Raw genomic sequence first — 18,463 nt, 5'->3', positions numbered from 1 at the left:
CAGGCCCTCTTTTCCCTTATATAAGGAATACCGCGTTGGAGCACGTTTCGACAGGGACCCTGATCATTATTCTGGTGATCATGATTGTGGTCTCCGCTTACTTCTCAGCATCCGAAACCGGCATGATGACGCTCAACCGCTATCGTCTCCGTCATCTCGCCAAGCAGGGTAACCGCTCTGCCCGCCGGGTCGAGAAACTGCTGCAAAAACCGGATCGCCTGATTGGCCTGGTGCTGATCGGCAATAACCTGGTGAACATTCTCGCATCGGCCCTGGGGACCATCGTCGGTATGCGCCTGTATGGCGACCTCGGTGTGGCCATCGCCACCGGCGTATTGACGTTCGCCGTGCTGTTGTTCGCCGAAGTGCTGCCAAAAACCTTCGCCGCGCTGTATCCGGAACGCATCGCCTTCCCCAGCAGCTTTTTACTGGCGCCTCTGCAGAAGGTGATGTTCCCGCTAGTGTGGCTGCTCAATGGCATCACCACGCTGATATTGCGCGTGTTCGGTATCCGTACCAACGTGCGCGTCAGCGATGCGGTGAGCAAGGACGAGCTGCGCACCATCGTCAATGAATCCCACTCGCAGATTTCCCGTCGCCATCAAGACATGCTGATCTCGGTACTGGACCTGGAAAAGGTGACGGTCGACGACATCATGGTACCGCGCAACGAAATCGTCGGTATCGACGTCAATGACGACTGGAAGTCGATCATGCGCCAGCTCACCCACTCGCCGCACGGCCGCATCGTGCTGTATCGCAGCTCGCTGGATGACGCTATCGGCATGCTGAGGGTGCGTGAAGCTTACCGGCTGATGACCGAGAAGAAAGAGTTTAACAAAGAGAACTTGTTGCGCGCCGCTGACGAAATTTACTACGTGCCTGAAGGTACGCCGCTCAATGTCCAACTGGTAAAATTCCAGCGGAATAAAGAGAAAGTCGGCATCGTGGTTGACGAGTACGGTGATATTCAGGGGCTGGTAACGGTGGAAGATATTCTGGAGGAGATCGTAGGCGATTTCACGACCTCCATGTCACCCACGTTGGCGGAGGAAGTTAATCCGCAGAGCGACGGCTCCGTACTGATAGACGGTACTGCCAACGTGCGCGAGTTAAACAAGGCGTTCAACTGGACGCTGCCGGCCACCGAGGCTCGTACCATTAACGGCATGCTGCTGGAAGAGCTGGAAGAGATCCCCGAGATCGGGACCCGTGTGCGCATAAGTCACTACGACGTCGATATCCTCGACGTGCAAGACAATATGATAAAACAGGTGCGGGTCACACCGATAAAGTCGCTGCAATCCAGCGTTCAACAGCGCTGATTGCCCGCCAGAAAGAGAAAAGACGCGAACCTCGCGTCTTTTTTTATCGCTGTAGCCTGTGGCTGTGAACTAGATGTGCAGTTCCTGCAGCTTTTCTTTCGGCAGCGCCAGCTCTTCGTTGTGGTTCACTACCACGTCGTGATCAAGAATGTGCTTGGCGATTTCCTGCGCTTCTTCCAAAGAGTGCATATGATAAGTTCCGCACTGGAACTCATTCAGCTCAGGAATTTTGCGCTGGTCAGTCACTTTCAGCACGTCGGACATCGCCGCTTTCCACGCATCGGCAACGCGCTGCTCTTCCGGCACGCCAATCAGGCTCATGTAGAAACCGGTGCGGCATCCCATCGGGGAGATATCGATAATCTCAACGCCCTGGCCGTTCAGATGATTGCGCATAAAGCCGGCAAACAGGTGTTCCAGCGTATGAATGCCGCGTTCTGGCATCACTTCCAGGTTCGGCCGACAGAAGCGCAGATCGAACACGGTGATGGTATCGCCATGAGGAGTTTTCATGGTTTTCGCGACGCGGACAGCCGGGGCTGCCATGCGGGTATGGTCTACGGTGAAGCTATCCAGCAGTGGCATTTCGTTACCTCCTCGTGAAAGAGTATTTATTTCGAAACTTTTTTAACTAACCAGGAAACCTTTTCCAACCCAGCGAGTCTGAGTATGTGAAAGACGCGCATTTGTTATCATCATCCCTGTCATCAGAGATGCATATTTGGCCACATTGATGTGGCCTTTTTCTTTTTCAGCCCCCGCCGTGTTGCTTCAGGAACTCTTCAAAGCTTAGCGTATCGCTGGCTTCTATGTTGCGTTGACGCTGCCATGAGGCTTCCTGTTCCTTCGCCAGATCGGCTTCGGTCAGAATTTCCAACGGCTCTTCCATCAGCATCTGACGGTACTGCTCGGCCAATTGCAGGCCCACGCGGCCGGTTCCCTCTTCCTTCATCGCTTTCAGGATGCGAGCAGAGAACGTCAGCTCCGGATCGTCAAACGCCGCAACCAGCTCATCGCAAACTTGCTGGTACTGACGATCGCCGGCTTCGCTATCCAGTACCTCAGCTACGCGTCGCAGATCGTCAAACAACGCCTTACCGACTTTCTCCAGCGGCTCACGGCTGTCATCACAGCCCATACCGATGGTTTGGCCAGGCTTGCGTCCTTCGAGGATCACCCGATTCCAGTTTTTGCGCGTGCACAGCAGTTCATCACTGTTCATCTCTGGCGCATCGGCCAGCACACACCACACCAGGAACAGGTCCAGGAAGCGCGCCTGCACCGCATCCACGCCGATTGGCGAGAATGGATTGATGTCCAGCGAACGCACTTCGATATATTCGATACCGCCGCGCAGCAGCGCATCTGACGGCGTCTCACCGCTTTTAGTCACACGCTTCGGCCGGATCGGCGCATACAGTTCATTTTCAATCTGCAGCACGTTACTGTTCAATTGCAGGTAACGATCGCCGTCCTTTACACCCAATTCGGCAAACTCTTCAGAAGGCGTGACAATCGCCCGCTTCAGACCGGCGACATAACTTTGCAGATCGTTGAAGGTAATGCCCAGATTGCTCTGAGATTTATTGGTGTAGCCCAGATCGCTCAATCGCAGCGAAGTGGCATACGGCAGATAGCACATCCCTTGTTCAGTACGCTCGAACGGCAATGCGGTTTCACGTCCTTTCAGGAACGAGGAACAGATCGCCGGTGACGCGCCGAACAAATACGGGATCACCCAGCCAAAACGGTAGTAATTGCGGATCAAGCGGAAGTAGCCCGCAGAAATCTGCTCTTTACCGCTTTCTGCGTCTTTAACGCCGGCCCATGCCTGCCAGAACTCCAGCGGCAGCGAGAAATTGTAATGCACGCCGGAAATGGTCTGCATCAGCGCACCGTAGCGATTTTTCAATCCTTCACGGTACAGCGTTTTCATGCGGCCAATATTCGACGAACCGAACTGCGCCAGCTCAATGTCTTGCTCGGCTTCAATAAAGCACGGCATGCTGAGCGGCCACATGCGTTCATCACCCAGATTACGCGCCACGTGGCGATGGATATCACGCAGGAACGTCAACAGGTGGTCGAGGTTATCATCAACCGGCGTAATAAACTCTAACAGCGCCTCGGCAAAGTCTGTGGTAATCCAGTGGTGCGTTAATGCCGCCCCCAACTTTTCCGGATGTCCGGTTGTCGCCAGTTTTCCGTCCGCAGTGACACGCAGCGTTTCACGCTCAATGCCGCGACGAATACCTTTTAATGCATGGGGATGGGCTTCCAACCAAGAAAGCGCCTGTGATACGTCCGGGATCAAATTGACCTCCCGCTTCTAAAAACAATAACTCGTAAGCATACTGAATCTGCACCCGAGTGAATATTGAGTTATATTCACTTCGTTAATGCCACCAGGCTATTCCCTGTAACGTTATCATAGTCAAAATGATGTAACGCAGCGCCTTTCCGATACACAGAAACAGCGCTACAGGGCCCCAGGGCATGCGCAGCCAACCTGCCAACACGCACAACAAATCGCCCACTACCGGCACCCAACTGAGCAACAGCGCAGCCGGGCCAAAGCGTTTCATCCACCCGAGCGCTGTCTCCAGCCCCCGCTGCGGTTTCAACGCCGGTAACAAGCGTCCGATAATGACATTGGTCAACCCACCGAGCGTATTCCCCAACGTCGCGGCCAACACCAGTAATTCCGGTGAGGCGCTGCTGTTGGTCAGCAAGGCGACCAAAACAATCTCTGAATTTCCCGGCAACAACGTCGCACTGAGGAAGCTGCTGCCGAATAACGACATAACCGCCAGCGTACTACTCAAAGCGTGCGGACGTCTACGACAGCCATATTGGCGCTTTTCGCCGCCTGGATACCGAAATCTGCGTCTTCAAACACCACGCATTTTTCCGGCGGTACGCCCATCAGCTCGGCGCAACGCAGGAAAGTATCGGGTTCGGGCTTGTGCCGCAGTACGTCATCGGCACCCACGATCGCATCAAAACAGTGGAACAGGCCCAAATGGCGTAGCAAAGACTCCGCCATACGATGTTCGCTGCCGGTGCCAACCGCCATTGGACGACGGCCGTGATAGGCTTTGACTACCTCAATCAGCGGCAGAGGGCGCACGGTATCCAGCAGCATCGTTTCCACCGCACGGGTTTTCTCCGCAGCCAGTTGATGGGGATCGAGATCGGCCTGATGGCGGGTAATAATCGACTGGGCAATGCGCCAGCTCGGAGAACCGTTCAGCGCCACCATGGCCGCTTCATCAAACGTCATACCGTAACGGGCCAGCACCTCGTGCCACGCTTTACGGTGCGTCGGCTCGGTATCAAGGATAGTGCCGTCCATGTCGAAGATCAGACCCTGATAGCGGTCGTACATCGTTACTCCATGATCGTTGAGGAAAGAAAACTACTTTAGCGTAAAGCCGGAAGGTTGTCGCTGATCGCGTAATGGCGGAATGTGCTCTGGGAAAAGTTCGGAGAGAAGAGAAGTGCGGAAAGTATTTTGCCAAGACCGGAAAGCGAAAAACCCGCCGAAGCGGGTTTTTCTTAGATGGTGCATCCAAGAGGATTACTCAGCGTAAACGCTTCGCCCTGTGGGCCGTTGCTGAAGCAACGTTGTCCTCCTTCGAGCCACCTTCCAATTCGCATCTATCTGAAAGTGAATACTTAGAGATAAGTGCTGCTAAATATGGTGCATCCAGGAGGATTCGAACCTCCGACCGCTCGGTTCGTAGCCGAGTACTCTATCCAGCTGAGCTATGGATGCATTACTGTTTTTGTTTTGTCTGCTTGAGGAAACAAGTTTGACAGAAAGAATGGTGCATCCAGGAGGATTCGAACCTCCGACCGCTCGGTTCGTAGCCGAGTACTCTATCCAGCTGAGCTATGGATGCACAGGAATTCTTTTTTGATACCGTATGGTACGTTTTACTACCCCACCATACTGCAAAATATGGTGCATCCAGGAGGATTCGAACCTCCGACCGCTCGGTTCGTAGCCGAGTACTCTATCCAGCTGAGCTATGGATGCAAATGGCGGTGAGGCGGGGATTCGAACCCCGGATGCAGCTTTTGACCGCATACTCCCTTAGCAGGGGAGCGCCTTCAGCCTCTCGGCCACCTCACCATACGCTTCTTTCGAATTGTGCCTAACTTGCTTTAGAGAAGCTCATCGGCACTGCGTGGCGCACATATTACTTTCTCCGACTTTTAAGTCAAACAATTTTTCCCAACTCACGTGCGTTTGCGCAATTCACGCTCAACATGGGCGATTTCACGGCAAAAAGAGTGTTTTATCAACAGACCACTAGTGTAAAACCGCAAACAAAGCGAATGGCTGCAATCGGGAAATGAGAAGAAGAAAGTGGGAAAGGATAATGATGGGCACAAAAAAGCTCAGTAGCGTCTCGCCAAGCAACGAGACGCTGCTTCGAAATCAGAAGGTCGTCTGTTGAGACTTCTCTGCCTGAATGCGCTGATAGATTTCTTCGCGGTGCACTGACACCTCTTTAGGGGCATTCACACCAATACGAACCTGGTTGCCCTTGACCCCTAACACTGTGACAGTGACCTCATCGCCAATCATGAGGGTTTCACCAACTCGACGAGTCAGAATTAACATTCTTTGCTCCTTGAAAGATTAAAAGAGTCGGGTCTCTCAGTTTCCCCGTCATTATCCATCATATGCTGCGAAAACGTAAGCCATCTAACCCACAATAAGTGTAAGCAGGCTTGGTCTCACCTCAGATAATGATAAGTTTAGCCGACCTGAAAAACTTTGTTCCCGGAATTGTAACTAAATTGTGTTAGCACAGGCTAAAAACGCCATAATCAGCAATGAGTTATGGCGTTTATAAGTGCTATTTATTTATATTCACAGTTTCGAAGCCACCCAGGCCTCTACGCTGTTTAAGGCCGCTGGCAGGGCACTGACATCGGTACCCCCGGCCTGCGCCATGTCGGGGCGCCCACCCCCTTTGCCGCCAACCTGCTGCGCTACGTGACCGATCAACTCGCCGGCTTTCACCCGGTCGGTCAAATCTTTGGTCACGCCGGCAATCAGGCTAACCTTATCGTCAGCCGTAGTGGCCAGCACGATAATTGCAGAACCCAGCTGATTTTTCAGATCGTCAACCATGGTCCGCAGCATTTTCGCCTCAACGTTATCAAGCTGGCTGACCAACAGCTGCACGCCATTGACCCTTTTCGCCTGGCTGGACAACGAAGCGCTTTCCTGCGCAGCTTGCTGATCTTTCAACTGCTGCAGCTCTTTCTCCAGTGCGCGCGTACGATCCAGCACCGCACGCACCTTGTCCGTCAGGTTGCTATTGTCACCTTTCACCAAGTGCGCAACGTCCTGTAACAGATCGTTTTGCTGATGAAGGGTCGCAATCGCGCCCTCGCCGGTTACGGCTTCAATACGGCGAATACCCGCTGCGGTACCTGATTCGGTCAGAATGCGGAACAGGCCGATATCACCGGTACGGCTGGCGTGAGTACCGCCACACAGTTCGGTAGAGAAGTCACCCATGGTCAGTACACGTACGCTGTCGTCGTACTTCTCGCCAAACAGCGCCATCGCGCCCTTCTCTTTGGCATCGTCCAGCGCCATCACTTCGGTTTGCACCGGCAGGTTACGACGTACCTGCTGGTTAACCAAATCTTCCACAACGCGGATTTGTTCCGGCTTCATCGCTTCAAAATGCGAGAAATCGAAACGCAGATATTTATCGTTAACCAGCGAGCCTTTCTGCGCCACGTGCTCGCCCAGCGTCTGGCGCAATGCGGCATGCAGCAAGTGGGTAGCTGAGTGGTTCAAACGAATACGATTACGGCGGGCGATATCAATCTGCGCATCGACGCGATCCTTCACCTTCAGCACGCCATGGGACAACTTGCCCTGATGTCCGATAGCCTGACCGTATTTCTGCGTATCGCTAACCACAAAATCCGCACCGACAGCTTTCAGCACGCCTTTATCACCAACCTGACCACCGGATTCACCGTAGAATGGCGTTTCATCCAGTACTACAACAGCCTCTTCGCCCGCGTGGATCTCATCCACCGGCTGGCCGTCGCGGAACAACGCCGTCACTGTAGCCTGCTGTTCTTCGTGGTCATACCCGCTGAACTGGCTGGCGCCATCAACGCGGATCATGCTGTTGTAGTCGGCACCAAAGCCGCTGGACTCGCGCGCACGGCGGCGCTGCGCTTCCATAGCTTGTTCGAAGCCGGCCTCATCCACTTTCAAACCGCGCTCACGGCACACGTCTGCGGTTAAATCGACCGGGAAACCGTAAGTGTCATACAGGCGGAAGGCGGCTTCTCCATCCAGGGTGTCGCCCTGCAGATTGGCCAGCTCTTCATCCAACAACGCCAGACCACGCTCCAACGTACGGGCAAACTGGTCTTCTTCGGTTTTCAACACTTTCTCAACCAGCGATTGCTGACGCTTCAATTCGTCGGCTGCCGGGCCCATGACTTCGATCAGCGGCGCAACCAGTTTATAGAAGAAGCTCTCTTTCGCGCCCAGCATGTTGCCATGGCGGATAGCGCGACGGATGATGCGGCGCAGCACGTAGCCGCGGCCTTCGCTTGACGGCATTACGCCGTCTGACACCAGGAAGGCGCAGGAACGGATATGGTCGGCGATAACACGCAGGGATTTGTTATCCAAATCAACCGCGCCGGTCACTTTCGCCACTGCGGTAATCAGCTTGCTGAACAGATCGATTTCATAGTTGGAGTTCACATGCTGCAGCACCGCGGCAATGCGTTCCAGGCCCATACCGGTATCTACCGAAGGTTTTGGCAGAGGCAACATAGTGCCGTCAGATTGACGGTTGAACTGCATGAAAACGATGTTCCAGATCTCGATGTAACGATCGCCATCCTCTTCCGCGCTGCCTGGCGGGCCACCCCAGATGTGATCGCCGTGATCGTAGAAGATCTCGGTGCACGGGCCACATGGGCCGGTATCGCCCATTTGCCAGAAGTTGTCAGACGCGAAGGCCGCGCCCTTATTGTCGCCGATGCGGATAATGCGTTCTGCCGGTACGCCAATCTGCTTCTGCCAGATGTCGAAGGCTTCGTCATCGGTTTCATAGACGGTCACCCACAGCCTTTCTTTCGGCAGGTTAAACCAGTTTTCACCGGTCAACAGTTCCCATGCGTAACTGATGGCATCGTGTTTGAAATAGTCGCCGAAGCTGAAGTTGCCCAGCATTTCAAAGAACGTATGGTGACGTGCGGTATAACCGACGTTCTCCAGATCGTTATGCTTACCGCCCGCACGCACGCAACGCTGTGAGGTAGTGGCGCGGGAATAGGCACGCTTGTCCAGCCCCAGGAAAACATCTTTAAATTGGTTCATGCCGGCATTGGTAAACAACAATGTCGGATCATTGTTAGGTACCAGGGAGCTGCTTGCTACAACCTGGTGGCCTTTACTATGAAAGAAATCGAGAAACGCTTGACGGATCTCAGCGGTGCTCTTGCTCATAATTTTCCCGGAAAGGCTAGAATAACGACACGTGAGCAAGAGCGCGACATCCTGACGATGGCATCTAGCTCACGAACAAAAAGTGGGGATAAGATAAATTTTCTTCAGAGGGAAGTAAAACCCCGTGTGCGCTCATTGCGCAAAATCACGGTAAATTGACTGAATTTCTTCCTGAAAGAAGCCCCGATAGAGCAGATAACGCTGCACTTTGGCTTTCTCTTTCCAGTCCGTTGGCAGTTCGTCGCCAAATTTACGCTGCGCCACCAGTTTGGCTTGTTCACACCAGTCGATATCACAGTCTGCCAGCGCCGTCTGAGTCAGCTCTTTATCCACGCCCTTTTGCATCAGTTCCGAGCGAATGCGCTGCGCGCCGTAGCCTTTACGGCTGCGACTGCCGATATAACTGCGGGCAAAGCGTTGATCGTCCAGCCAGTTGTGCTGGTAACAATAGGCAATAACCTGTTCGATAACGGCGGGATCTACGGGTTCTTCAGGAGGAGGCGCAGAGGGGCTGGGGGTCTTGGAGCCGAATCTGGCTTTCGCCATAAATGGCTGCGCCGCAAGTTTGCGGCGCAGTTCAGCTTCACTATGATCGCGTTGCGACAGCAGACGCATTGCGCGGCTCAGCAAGTCATTCATTATTCAAGCCTGATTTAATCGACGTTGGTGCGGCCTACACAGCACGCACCAACCTCAACAGCGATTAAAACTCTTCGCTGGTTTCAGCTTCGCCATCATCGAAGCTTTCATTGGTAGCAGTAACCAGTTCACCGTTGCTGTGCAGCAGCAGGTCGCGCAGTTTTTTATCCAACTCAGCGGCAACAGCCGGGTTTTCTTTCAGGAAGTTGCAGGCATTCGCCTTACCCTGACCGATTTTATCGCCGTTATAACTGTACCAGGCGCCGGCTTTCTCGATCATCTTGTGCTTAACGCCCAGATCGACCAGTTCACCGCGGCTGTTGATGCCTTCACCGTACAGAATTTGGAACTCAGCCTGCTTGAATGGCGCAGCGATTTTGTTTTTCACCACTTTAACGCGGGTTTCACTGCCCACCACTTCATCGCCTTCTTTAACCGCACCGATACGGCGGATATCCAGACGAACAGAAGCATAGAATTTCAGTGCGTTACCGCCGGTGGTGGTTTCCGGGTTACCGAACATGACACCGATTTTCATACGGATCTGGTTGATGAAGATCAACAGCGTGTTGGCGTTTTTCAGGTTACCGGCCAGCTTACGCATCGCCTGGCTCATCATACGTGCCGCAAGGCCCATATGTGAGTCACCGATTTCACCTTCAATTTCCGCTTTTGGCGTCAGCGCCGCTACGGAGTCAACGATGATCACGTCAACCGCACCAGAACGGGTCAAGGCATCACAAATTTCCAGAGCCTGTTCACCGGTGTCCGGCTGGGAACACAGCAGGTTGTCGATATCGACGCCCAGTTTTTTGGCATAAATCGGGTCCAGCGCGTGCTCGGCATCGATAAATGCGCAAGTTTTGCCTTCGCGCTGTGCGGCAGCGATAACCTGCAGCGTCAGAGTGGTTTTACCGGAGGATTCCGGGCCATAAATTTCAACGATACGGCCCATTGGCAGGCCGCCCGCACCCAGTGCGATATCGAGTGACAGTGAGCCGGTGGAGATCGTTTCTACATCCATAGAACGGTCTTCACCCAGACGCATGATGGAGCCTTTGCCGAACTGTTTCTCAATCTGGCCCAGTGCCGCAGCTAACGCCTTTTGCTTGTTCTCATCAATAGCCATTTTTGCTCCTTCGTTTCGCAATGCCGGTGTTACCCCACACTGCCACGGAATGTATGTTGTGCAGGAAATGTCGCTAATTATACTGTATGGTCATACAGTATCAAGCCTAATTTTACAAAAATTCGTCAAGTGCGGTTTGCAGCGCGAAAATCGTCGCCTGAAGCCGCACTGCATCACGATCGCCGGCAAATTGCATCTTGTGCGCCAACACCTGCCCAGAACGTTCGGCGAAACCAAACCATACGGTACCCACCGGTTTTTCCGCACTGCCGCCGTCCGGCCCGGCAATGCCGCTGACCGACAGCGCCAGGCTGGCCTGCGCCGCGTGTAATGCCCCCTGCGCCATCTCGCGCACCACTTCCTCGCTCACGGCACCGTGGGCGGCAAGAGTCGCTTCCGCCACGCCCAGCAACTCGTGTTTCGCCGCGTTGCTGTAGGTGACGAACCCACGATCGAAGTAGGCGGAGCTGCCGGCAATGTCAGTAATGGCTTTGGCGATGCCGCCGCCGGTGCAGGATTCCGCACAGGTGATCCACAGACCCTTGGCTTTCAGTTTTTCCCCTACGGCAATGCTGAGTTCCCGCAGCTGATTTTCACTCATAACCCCTCCATAGCGAATCAGGTATATGCGCCCGATAGTAGCACTTATCAATGCCTGGCCGACGGCGCGATGGCATAAATGCGCAGTGCCTCGCAGGAGAGGCGGTGTTAAGCCGTGGGTCAAACTGCTAGTATCAAATGTAACGCTCGGGTTACGAGCGGCGTTTCCAGATGAGGGATCTCACAGGGCTGTCTGTCTATGCTGCCGGCATGGCTGGCCCCAAGCAAACCAGGACAAAAGATTAGGATGATAGAGTGAAAAAAACGTTAGGCGTCTTCTTTCCGTTGTATACCACCACCCTGCTGATGTTGCTGGGTTCAGGGTTGCTCACCACTTACATCTCCCTGCGCTTAACCTCAATCCACGTCACCGGTGCGCTGATCGGCGCGATTATCGCCGCCAACTACATCGGCCTGGTGATCGGCGGTAAAGTCGGGCATTTCCTGATTGCCCGCGTCGGCCATATCCGCGCTTACGTCTCCTGCGCCGGCATCATTACCGCCGCAGTGCTGGGGCACGGCCTGACGGAATACATTCCGGCCTGGGTGGTGCTGCGCCTGATTATCGGCCTGTGCATGATGTGCCAGTTTATGGTGCTGGAGAGTTGGCTGAACGACCAGTCGGAATCCAATCAGCGCGGTAGGGTTTTCGGTTTCTACATGGCGGCCACCTACCTGGGCATGTCGCTGGGCCAGGTGGTTCTGATGCTGCAGACCAATCTCGGCATCACCACGTTGTTGGTGATCGCACTGTGTTTTGCACTCTGTCTGGTGCCCATCGCCCTCACCACTCGCACCAATGCGCGTCATATGTCACCGGCGCCCATGGAGCTGCGCTATTTTATCGGCGCCATTCCCAAGGTATTGGCGACCACGCTGGTGATCGGCATGGTCGTCGGCTCTTTCTATGGTCTGGCGCCGGTCTACGCCAGCATGCAGGCGCTAACTACCCAACAAACCGGCCTGTTTATGGCGATCTCCATCTTTGCCGGGCTGGTGGCGCAGTTCCCGCTCAGTTGGCTGTCGGACCACTATAACCGTACGCTGTTGATGCGCATCAATGCCATTTTACTGATCGTGGCAGCACTGCCGCTGGCTCTGGTGCCACACATCGATTTTCCGGTGCTGCTGGTGGTGGGATTTATCGTCAGCATGCTGCAATTCACGCTGTATCCGCTGGTCGTGGCATTGGCGAACGATCTGATCGAACCGGAGCGGCGCGTATCGCTGGCAGCCTGTTTGCTGATGGCGTTCGGCGTTGGTGCCAGTATCGGGCCGCTGGCGGTCGGTGCGCTGATTCAGCCGCTGGGCGGCAACATTCTGTATGCGTTCTTCTCGCTTTGCGGCGTGCTGCTGGTGGCCTTCAGCCGTACGGTAAAAGAAGACGAATCGCAGTTTGTGCAGGATGCGCCATTACCGCATATTCCCCTGCCGGACAGCCTGACCAGTTCGCCACTTTCACCGGCATTGAACCCAACCTTCGATGAGCAGATCATTCACGATACCATGCCGCCGCCAGAGGCGGCACCGGATCCAATAGAGGAGCAAACCAGCGAAACGCCGGCGATGGAAGAAGCGGAGGAGCCTATCCCGCAGGGCGCAGACCCCGATGAGGATACGGGGTTGAAAAAGGCCCACTCGATGCTTTAATCATCGGCCCCTCCTTGAGCGCGGTATCCGAGCATCACAGATCCAGGAAGGATCCCAGACGGTAACCGCGCTCCGCAATCGCGTTTTTAATGCCTGGCGCGGTCAATACTTCCACCTCCGCAAGCCGCGGATAACAGTATTTGCTCTCCAATAGGGTCTTATCCAGGAATGCCGGGTGGCACATCATCTCTACTGAACCGACGCCACGTTCGTCGGCCCGGTCAAGCACCTGCAAAAACAGGGCTTCGGATATAGCCTCGCCATAGAAACCCGAATCAAACCACTCGGTGCTGTGATCATAACGCAACGGAATACCTTGTTGCTCCACTGCCTGGCGGTCAATACGCAGCGGAATGGATTTTGACTGAGCGAAGGCTTCCACCAACGGATAGATCTGCGGCAGCATATGCGCATGATGGTGGCTGTCGATATGAGTCGGTGCTTTACCGAAAACGGCCGTAAACTTGTCGTACTGCCCCACCAGCTCATTGTAGATTTCGTCCAAATCCAACATCGCAGACTCGGCCCTTTCCCACAGCCACTTACCCAGTTCCCCCCGCTCATTGACCAATGACGGCATAGCAGTCAAGGGACGCCCATGAGTCAACACAAAATGCAGCCCCACCTGCAGCCCAGGAAAAATTCTGCTTAACTGCGCCGCGTGGTGCACATCCTCGCCATTCACCATGGCGGTAGTTGAAGAGACCACCCCATAGTGAAACGCCTCGATAATGCCGTAGTTCTGGCCTTTGCTCAGGCCAAAATCGTCGGCGTTCACTATCAGTAACTTTTCCATTTTGGCATCCATTTAACACATTTTTGGCGAGGGAAAGCCGTCCGTCAGGTACGGCAGGTCCCTTCACGTAGACAAAGAAACTTATTTCATCAGGCTATGAGTGGCCTGAAAGGTATTCGGAATATCGGCGTTAATACTTATCGGGAGCGGCCCTAAATAGGGCCGTAGAACTTTTTTCGGTAATTACCCGGGGTGACTTCGGTGAGTCTTTTAAAGTTTTTAATAAACAGGCTCACGTCACCGTAGCCTGAATCGAAGGCAATATCCGACACGGAATAGTTCGTCACCTCAAGCTGCGTTTTGGCAAAATTGATGCGGATTTCATTAATCACCTGCATCGGCGTTTTATGGTAATAACGCCGCATCGCCCGGGTCAGGTATTCCTGCGTTTTCCCAGACAGCTCAACCATATTCAGCAGCGCCTTTTCGCCAAACATCGCTTTATCATGCATGCCCGCCAGCGTATTCTTCAGCCATTGGGGAATGTCATCGCCTTCGCCGCACTCTTCCTTGTAATGACGGATGCGGCTGACGATATAAAAAGTCAGCGTTTCCAGGAACTCGGCAAAGTCATCTTCGCGAAACTGCGGGGAACCGACGACCGACTCGATATAGGCCAAAAATTCGTTCTTCAGACTGTAAGCCTGTGAGGCGACAAAACAGCGCGGCAGAAGCTGCAGGTAGTGCTCCTCAAAGAAGACCTTGCCGACCGCCACGTTGAAAATTTTCGCGGCGCCAAACTCGTAGAAGCTTTGATGGCGTGAGCCGATAGGGATAAAAACAAAGTCTCCCCGCTCGAGCAGCACCCGCTTGCCGTTGATCTCCTGATAGCATTTACCGCTCAGGACAATGGTGAACTCATAGTAGTCATGCTGATGCAGCCCGGTCGCGCTCTCCACCTTGTTATAGATAAACAGATGAAAGTCTTTGCAGTTAAAAAAATCCTGCTCCCGAATCAGCTTAACGTCGTTCGCATTCAGCGAAACCTGATTATCAGTCACCGCGTACGCTCCCATTAGTCGAAACCGTTTTGTCTGGCCGTTTCGGCGAACCAGTAGCCACTCTTTTTAAGCGTGCGCCGTTGGTTTTCCCGATCCAGTCTGACTAGCCCGTAGCGATTCTTATAGGCATTGAGCCAGGACCAACAGTCAATAAAGGTCCATAAATGATACCCTTTGCACTGAGCCCCCTCTGCCAGCGCCTGATGCAACCATTTGAGATGATCGCGTATAAAGTCGATGCGATAGTCATCCTCCACCCGGCCGGTAGCGCCGATGAACGCCTCCTCACCCTCTACGCCCATGCCATTTTCTGAAATATAGCAGGGAATATTGCCGTAGTTTTCCTTCAGATCCATCAGAATGTCATACAGCCCTTTTTCGTAGATCTCCCAGCCCCGGTGCGGGTTAATCTTCCGGCCCGGCATCTCATAGTAGCTGAACAGATCTTCCGGCATCGTCACCCTATCGGTGGCCCGGAAACCTTCTTTCGCTTTAACCCTGCGAGGCTGGTAATAATTGACGCCCAGGATATCCACAACCCCGTCGGCAATCAGCTGTGCATCCTCGGGCTCGGTCTGCGGTTGCAGCCCATTGGCTTTCAGCAAATCCACCAATTCTTGCGGATAACGCCCTTTTGTCACTGGATCCAGGAAGCTCTTGTTCAGCAACAGATCCGCATAGTTGGCCGCCACGAGGTCGTCCTGGCGGGTCGAGCGGGGATAGGTCGGGCTCAGGTTCAAAATAATGCCGATCGTGCCCTCGTTACCCAGCGCCCTGAAATGACTCACCGCTTTGGCGTGCGCCAGAACGCTGTGGTAAGCCACCACGACGGCCCTTTTGAAATCGACCACGCACGGATAGTGCAGGTCGTTCAGATAGCCCGCTTCAACCGGCACAATCGGCTCATTGAACGTGAACCAGTGGGTGACTCTGTCGCCGAACAGGGTGAAGCAAGTCTTGGCGTAGCGAGCATAGGCTTCGACCACAACCCTGCTTTCCCAGCCGCCTTTCTGCTGCATGCACAGCGGCATATCGAAATGGTAGAGATTGATAAATGGCGTGATGCCCTGCGCTAACAGACTATCAATCAGCGCATTATAGAAGGCGACCGCTTTAGGGTTCACTTCGCCATCGCCCTCCGGGATCAGCCGGGACCAGGAGATGGACGTTCTGAAGGTGTTATGTCCAAGCGTTTTTAACAGCAGGATATCGTCGCGGAAATTGTCATAAAACGTGGACGCTTCGGAGGGACCCACCTGATGATGAAAACGTTCGGGGGTGGTTTCATGCCAATAATCGAAGATGTTCCGGCTCTTGCCATCCCGCGCAGAGGCCCCTTCCGACTGCGGCGCAGACGTGGCGCTTCCCCACCAGAAATCGTCAGCAAAGTGATATTTCATTCAAACGCCCCTAAAACCGGGGCAGCAGACGCTGCCCCATTCCGACAGTTAGAATTTCAGCGCCTTGGCGATATCTTCTTCGCTCTCGGTCGCCTGATCGATCTGGCTTTGCGCCTTGTTGGAAATCATTACAAACGGCAGGTAAATCAAGGTCGCAACGCCCAGGTTGAAGAAACTCAGCAACATGGCGACAATGCTGCCGTTGGTGTTGAAGAACGCCCCCAGCCCGACCGGCATGGTCCAAGGCGCAATGTTGGTGATGGGCGGGATCATCCCGGTGTAATAGGCCACCGTGGTGATAATCGTCAATACCGGTTGAACCAGGATGAACGGAATAAACATCACCGGGTTCATAATCACCGGCAAGCCAAACAGGATAGGTTCATTGATCTGGAAGATGCCCGACGGGGTAGCCAGCTTGGCAACCTGACGATAGTCTTCGCGGCGTGAGGCGATAAAGATGGCGATAATCAGCCCCAGCGTCGAGCCGGTCCCGCCCAGGTAAATGTAGGAGTCGACGAACGGCTTCGCCCACATGTGGAACTCTTTGCCCGCAGCAACCGCAGCCTCTACGGAACCGTACTTGTTGTAAAGCTCCACATTCTCCAGCGCGAATGGCGTCATGATGCCACTGTCCAACGCCGCCAACGCCATCGAGCCATGTACCCCGAAGAACCACAGCAGCGAGGAGAACATCACATATACCCATCCCACCACGCTGCCCATTTTCGCCAGCGGAGCCGAAATGCTGTCCATAATGATTTGGTGGAAGTTGGTGCCCCACAGCGTAAGGCAGTAAGCCAGCACGCCCATAATCGACAGGATAATAAAGCCGGGGATCAACGCGGAGAAAGATCGTGATACCGAAGAAGGCACACTGTCCGGCAGGCTGATCACCCAATTGCGGCGCACCACAAAGGCAAACATCTCCGCCACCACCAGGCCGATCACCATACCGGAAATGATGTTGGCGCCCCCCAGCCAGTTCGCCCCCACAGCGTAGGCTTCACCCACACTGAACGGCGTCACGGTCATAAAGGCGGCAACGGCCAGCAACGCGGCTGCCAACGGATCAACCTTTCTTTCCTCAGCTAAAGCCATACTGATAAAAAAGGGCGTCATAAGGGACATAATCCCCAGGGTACCGTTATAAACGCTGCCGCCGATGCTTTTCAGGCCATTGAGCGTTTCAATGGTGGATGCATCCAGCCGCACTCCCAGCGAGAAGAAGAACGATCCCTCACCGAAGCTGAGAAACACGTTGTTGATCAGAACGAACATCGCCCCGGTCAGCGTCAGCGGCATTAACCGGATAAACCCGTTTTTGATGGCATTAACATGGGGTTGCTTACCAATTTTCACGGCAAAAGGCAGAATGACCTTTTCCAACGAGGCAATTAACGTATTCACGGCAACGCCCCTTATTGGTTAGCTTTTTTGATTGTGGCAACCGCCGCCTTCAGTACGCCAAGGCCATCGAGTTTGCCGTACAAAACGGAGTCGATCACTTCGACCGGTTTATGCGGCAACTGTTTCTGCACTTCGGCAAGCGTGTAGGCAATCTGTGGCCCCAGCAGGATCACATCTGCCTCAGCGCCTTTCTCCGCAGCCAGAGCTTCGGGATAAGCGGCAATGATCACCGGCACCTCGTACTTCTCCGCTTGCGCTTTCATTTTTGAAACCAGCAGAGAAGTGGACATACCGGCAGAACAAAACAGATAGATTTTTTTCTTTTCCATACCAAGCACCTTGAGATAATCAAAAAAGCCACATGTCATTTGTATGCCAGATGCAATGACGATTGCCCTACGCACTTTCCTTGTGAAGACTCCATGAATGTTGCCCTGGTTGCGAACAGTATACGGAGCTGCAAGCGCGGATAAGTAATTCACCGCTCCGGATAACCGTCTCTCCTTGACCTGACAACTTGACTCCCTTCACATTTCGGGCAAAAAAATTATGTGAGCGGCTTAACAAATAAATGCACACGACGAAATAAAAACGAAGAAACCCCTTAAATGTTATCTATAAACAATAAGTTGTAAATAGACACGCTATATATACGTCTTATCAGCGGCTTTGTCTCATAGCATTCAAGGTAACAGTATAAAATAGTTCATAGTTGATTATGGCGCTGTACCGGTGGCACCCGGAAACCCGTAGCCTAACGGGCAGGTTCTGGCGTGCGCCAACGGATAGGAGAAGTGAAACATCGAAGGGAAAAATCATGGAAATTTGGTGCCGACCGGCAGATTGATGTGCAACTTCATCCTTTCATTGCAAGCCATCTTTGCGCAAAGCTTCCAATTTTTACCTGTGACAGCGGATTGCCCGCTGGGCTAGTATAGCGTTGGAAAAGGTCCTTATATTCGTAGCGCTACCAGTAACACGCAAGCCTCATCATCTTGAT

Annotated in this window: 16 protein-coding genes and 4 tRNA genes; 2 read left to right on the top strand and 18 right to left on the bottom strand. The window is 53.7% G+C overall.

Annotated features, from left to right (window positions below; all coding sequences use genetic code 11):
• The first annotated feature begins 35 nt into the window (after positions 1-35).
• The gene (locus SERAS12_RS03955) at positions 36-1,325 is read left to right on the top strand and encodes an HlyC/CorC family transporter (protein ID WP_013811551.1); all 1,290 of its coding nucleotides are present in this window, start codon (positions 36-38) and stop codon (positions 1,323-1,325) included.
• Between the two features lie 69 nt (positions 1,326-1,394).
• Here the strand turns inward: SERAS12_RS03955 and luxS are convergent, their stop codons facing one another.
• The 13 genes from luxS to pncC all read right to left on the bottom strand — a co-directional run bounded on the left by luxS (position 1,395) and on the right by pncC (position 11,207).
• A complete protein-coding gene (luxS, locus tag SERAS12_RS03950; protein WP_013811550.1) occupies positions 1,395-1,910 on the bottom strand; it encodes an S-ribosylhomocysteine lyase in 516 nt (171 codons plus the stop codon).
• Positions 1,911-2,076: 166 nt separating this feature from the next.
• A complete protein-coding gene (gene gshA, locus SERAS12_RS03945) occupies positions 2,077-3,639 on the bottom strand; it encodes a glutamate--cysteine ligase (protein WP_013811549.1) in 1,563 nt (520 codons plus the stop codon).
• 82 nt (positions 3,640-3,721) lie between these two features.
• Complete coding sequence (locus SERAS12_RS03940) at positions 3,722-4,150, bottom strand: YqaA family protein (protein ID WP_041415893.1); 429 nt, start codon at positions 4,148-4,150, stop codon at positions 3,722-3,724.
• Positions 4,147-4,713: a fructose-1-phosphate/6-phosphogluconate phosphatase gene (yqaB, locus tag SERAS12_RS03935; RefSeq protein ID WP_004950329.1), complete on the bottom strand. Its 567-nt coding sequence runs from the start codon at positions 4,711-4,713 to the stop codon at positions 4,147-4,149. Before yqaB ends, SERAS12_RS03940 begins: the two co-directional genes overlap by 4 nt.
• Before the next feature lie 313 nt (positions 4,714-5,026).
• A tRNA-Arg gene (locus tag SERAS12_RS03930) sits at positions 5,027-5,103 on the bottom strand.
• Positions 5,104-5,153: 50 nt separating this feature from the next.
• A tRNA-Arg gene (locus SERAS12_RS03925) sits at positions 5,154-5,230 on the bottom strand.
• A 60-nt stretch (positions 5,231-5,290) separates the two neighbouring features.
• A tRNA-Arg gene (locus SERAS12_RS03920) sits at positions 5,291-5,367 on the bottom strand.
• Positions 5,368-5,370: 3 nt separating this feature from the next.
• Positions 5,371-5,463 (bottom strand) — tRNA-Ser (locus tag SERAS12_RS03915).
• A gap of 309 nt (positions 5,464-5,772) precedes the next feature.
• Positions 5,773-5,958 (bottom strand): carbon storage regulator CsrA, encoded by a 186-nt coding sequence (gene csrA / locus SERAS12_RS03910; protein WP_004950328.1) that lies wholly within the window; start codon positions 5,956-5,958, stop codon positions 5,773-5,775.
• A 252-nt stretch (positions 5,959-6,210) separates the two neighbouring features.
• Positions 6,211-8,838 carry an alanine--tRNA ligase gene (alaS, locus tag SERAS12_RS03905; RefSeq protein WP_013811547.1) on the bottom strand — a complete coding sequence of 876 codons (2,628 nt, stop codon included), beginning with the start codon at positions 8,836-8,838 and terminating at the stop codon, positions 6,211-6,213.
• 132 nt (positions 8,839-8,970) lie between these two features.
• Positions 8,971-9,477, bottom strand: a complete 507-nt coding sequence (gene recX / locus SERAS12_RS03900; RefSeq protein WP_004950322.1) for a recombination regulator RecX — start codon at positions 9,475-9,477, stop codon at positions 8,971-8,973.
• A 64-nt stretch (positions 9,478-9,541) separates the two neighbouring features.
• Entirely contained in the window at positions 9,542-10,606 is a 1,065-nt protein-coding gene (gene recA, locus SERAS12_RS03895) for a recombinase RecA (RefSeq protein WP_004950320.1), read from the bottom strand.
• A 112-nt stretch (positions 10,607-10,718) separates the two neighbouring features.
• Positions 10,719-11,207, bottom strand: a complete 489-nt coding sequence (pncC, locus tag SERAS12_RS03890) for a nicotinamide-nucleotide amidase (protein ID WP_013811546.1) — start codon at positions 11,205-11,207, stop codon at positions 10,719-10,721.
• A 254-nt stretch (positions 11,208-11,461) separates the two neighbouring features.
• On the opposite strand from pncC, the gene SERAS12_RS03885 reads away from it, so the two are divergent.
• Positions 11,462-12,856, top strand: coding sequence for an MFS transporter (locus tag SERAS12_RS03885; RefSeq protein WP_013811545.1), 1,395 nt, complete (start codon positions 11,462-11,464; stop codon positions 12,854-12,856).
• Between the two features lie 34 nt (positions 12,857-12,890).
• Here SERAS12_RS03885 and chbG read toward each other — a convergent pair whose 3' ends face one another.
• The 5 genes from chbG to SERAS12_RS03860 form a co-directional block, all read right to left on the bottom strand.
• Positions 12,891-13,652, bottom strand: coding sequence for a chitin disaccharide deacetylase (gene chbG / locus SERAS12_RS03880; protein ID WP_013811544.1), 762 nt, complete (start codon positions 13,650-13,652; stop codon positions 12,891-12,893).
• 152 nt (positions 13,653-13,804) lie between these two features.
• On the bottom strand, positions 13,805-14,668 hold the full coding sequence (gene chbR / locus SERAS12_RS03875; protein WP_013811543.1) for a transcriptional regulator ChbR: 864 nt from the start codon (positions 14,666-14,668) through the stop codon (positions 13,805-13,807).
• On the bottom strand, positions 14,668-16,053 hold the full coding sequence (locus tag SERAS12_RS03870) for a glycoside hydrolase family 1 protein (protein ID WP_013811542.1): 1,386 nt from the start codon (positions 16,051-16,053) through the stop codon (positions 14,668-14,670). Before SERAS12_RS03870 ends, chbR begins: the two co-directional genes overlap by 1 nt.
• Before the next feature lie 48 nt (positions 16,054-16,101).
• A complete protein-coding gene (gene chbC / locus SERAS12_RS03865) occupies positions 16,102-17,463 on the bottom strand; it encodes a PTS N,N'-diacetylchitobiose transporter subunit IIC (protein WP_013811541.1) in 1,362 nt (453 codons plus the stop codon).
• 11 nt (positions 17,464-17,474) lie between these two features.
• A complete protein-coding gene (locus SERAS12_RS03860) occupies positions 17,475-17,792 on the bottom strand; it encodes a PTS sugar transporter subunit IIB (protein WP_006317708.1) in 318 nt (105 codons plus the stop codon).
• Between the last annotated feature and the right edge of the window lie 671 nt (positions 17,793-18,463).

Origin of the sequence: Serratia sp. AS12 (genome assembly GCF_000214195.1) — a bacterium.
Lineage (GTDB): Bacteria > Pseudomonadota > Gammaproteobacteria > Enterobacterales > Enterobacteriaceae > Serratia > Serratia plymuthica.
The sequence above is the reverse complement of the archived record's forward strand: the minus strand, read 5'-3'. Positions and strand labels throughout refer to the sequence as shown.

Excerpts from the sequence above, each read along its gene's own strand:
- csrA (WP_004950328.1), bottom strand. The coding sequence starts at position 5,958 with ATGTTAATTCTGACTCGTCGAGTTGGTGAAACCCTCATGATTGGCGAT.
- alaS (WP_013811547.1), bottom strand. The coding sequence starts at position 8,838 with ATGAGCAAGAGCACCGCTGAGATCCGTCAAGCGTTTCTCGATTTCTTT.
- SERAS12_RS03860 (WP_006317708.1), bottom strand. The coding sequence starts at position 17,792 with ATGGAAAAGAAAAAAATCTATCTGTTTTGTTCTGCCGGTATGTCCACT.
- SERAS12_RS03870 (WP_013811542.1), bottom strand. The coding sequence starts at position 16,053 with ATGAAATATCACTTTGCTGACGATTTCTGGTGGGGAAGCGCCACGTCT.
- pncC (WP_013811546.1), bottom strand. The coding sequence starts at position 11,207 with ATGAGTGAAAATCAGCTGCGGGAACTCAGCATTGCCGTAGGGGAAAAA.
- yqaB (WP_004950329.1), bottom strand. The coding sequence starts at position 4,713 with ATGTACGACCGCTATCAGGGTCTGATCTTCGACATGGACGGCACTATC.
- recX (WP_004950322.1), bottom strand. The coding sequence starts at position 9,477 with ATGAATGACTTGCTGAGCCGCGCAATGCGTCTGCTGTCGCAACGCGAT.
- chbR (WP_013811543.1), bottom strand. The coding sequence starts at position 14,668 with ATGGGAGCGTACGCGGTGACTGATAATCAGGTTTCGCTGAATGCGAAC.
- chbG (WP_013811544.1), bottom strand. The coding sequence starts at position 13,652 with ATGGAAAAGTTACTGATAGTGAACGCCGACGATTTTGGCCTGAGCAAA.
- luxS (WP_013811550.1), bottom strand. The coding sequence starts at position 1,910 with ATGCCACTGCTGGATAGCTTCACCGTAGACCATACCCGCATGGCAGCC.
- recA (WP_004950320.1), bottom strand. The coding sequence starts at position 10,606 with ATGGCTATTGATGAGAACAAGCAAAAGGCGTTAGCTGCGGCACTGGGC.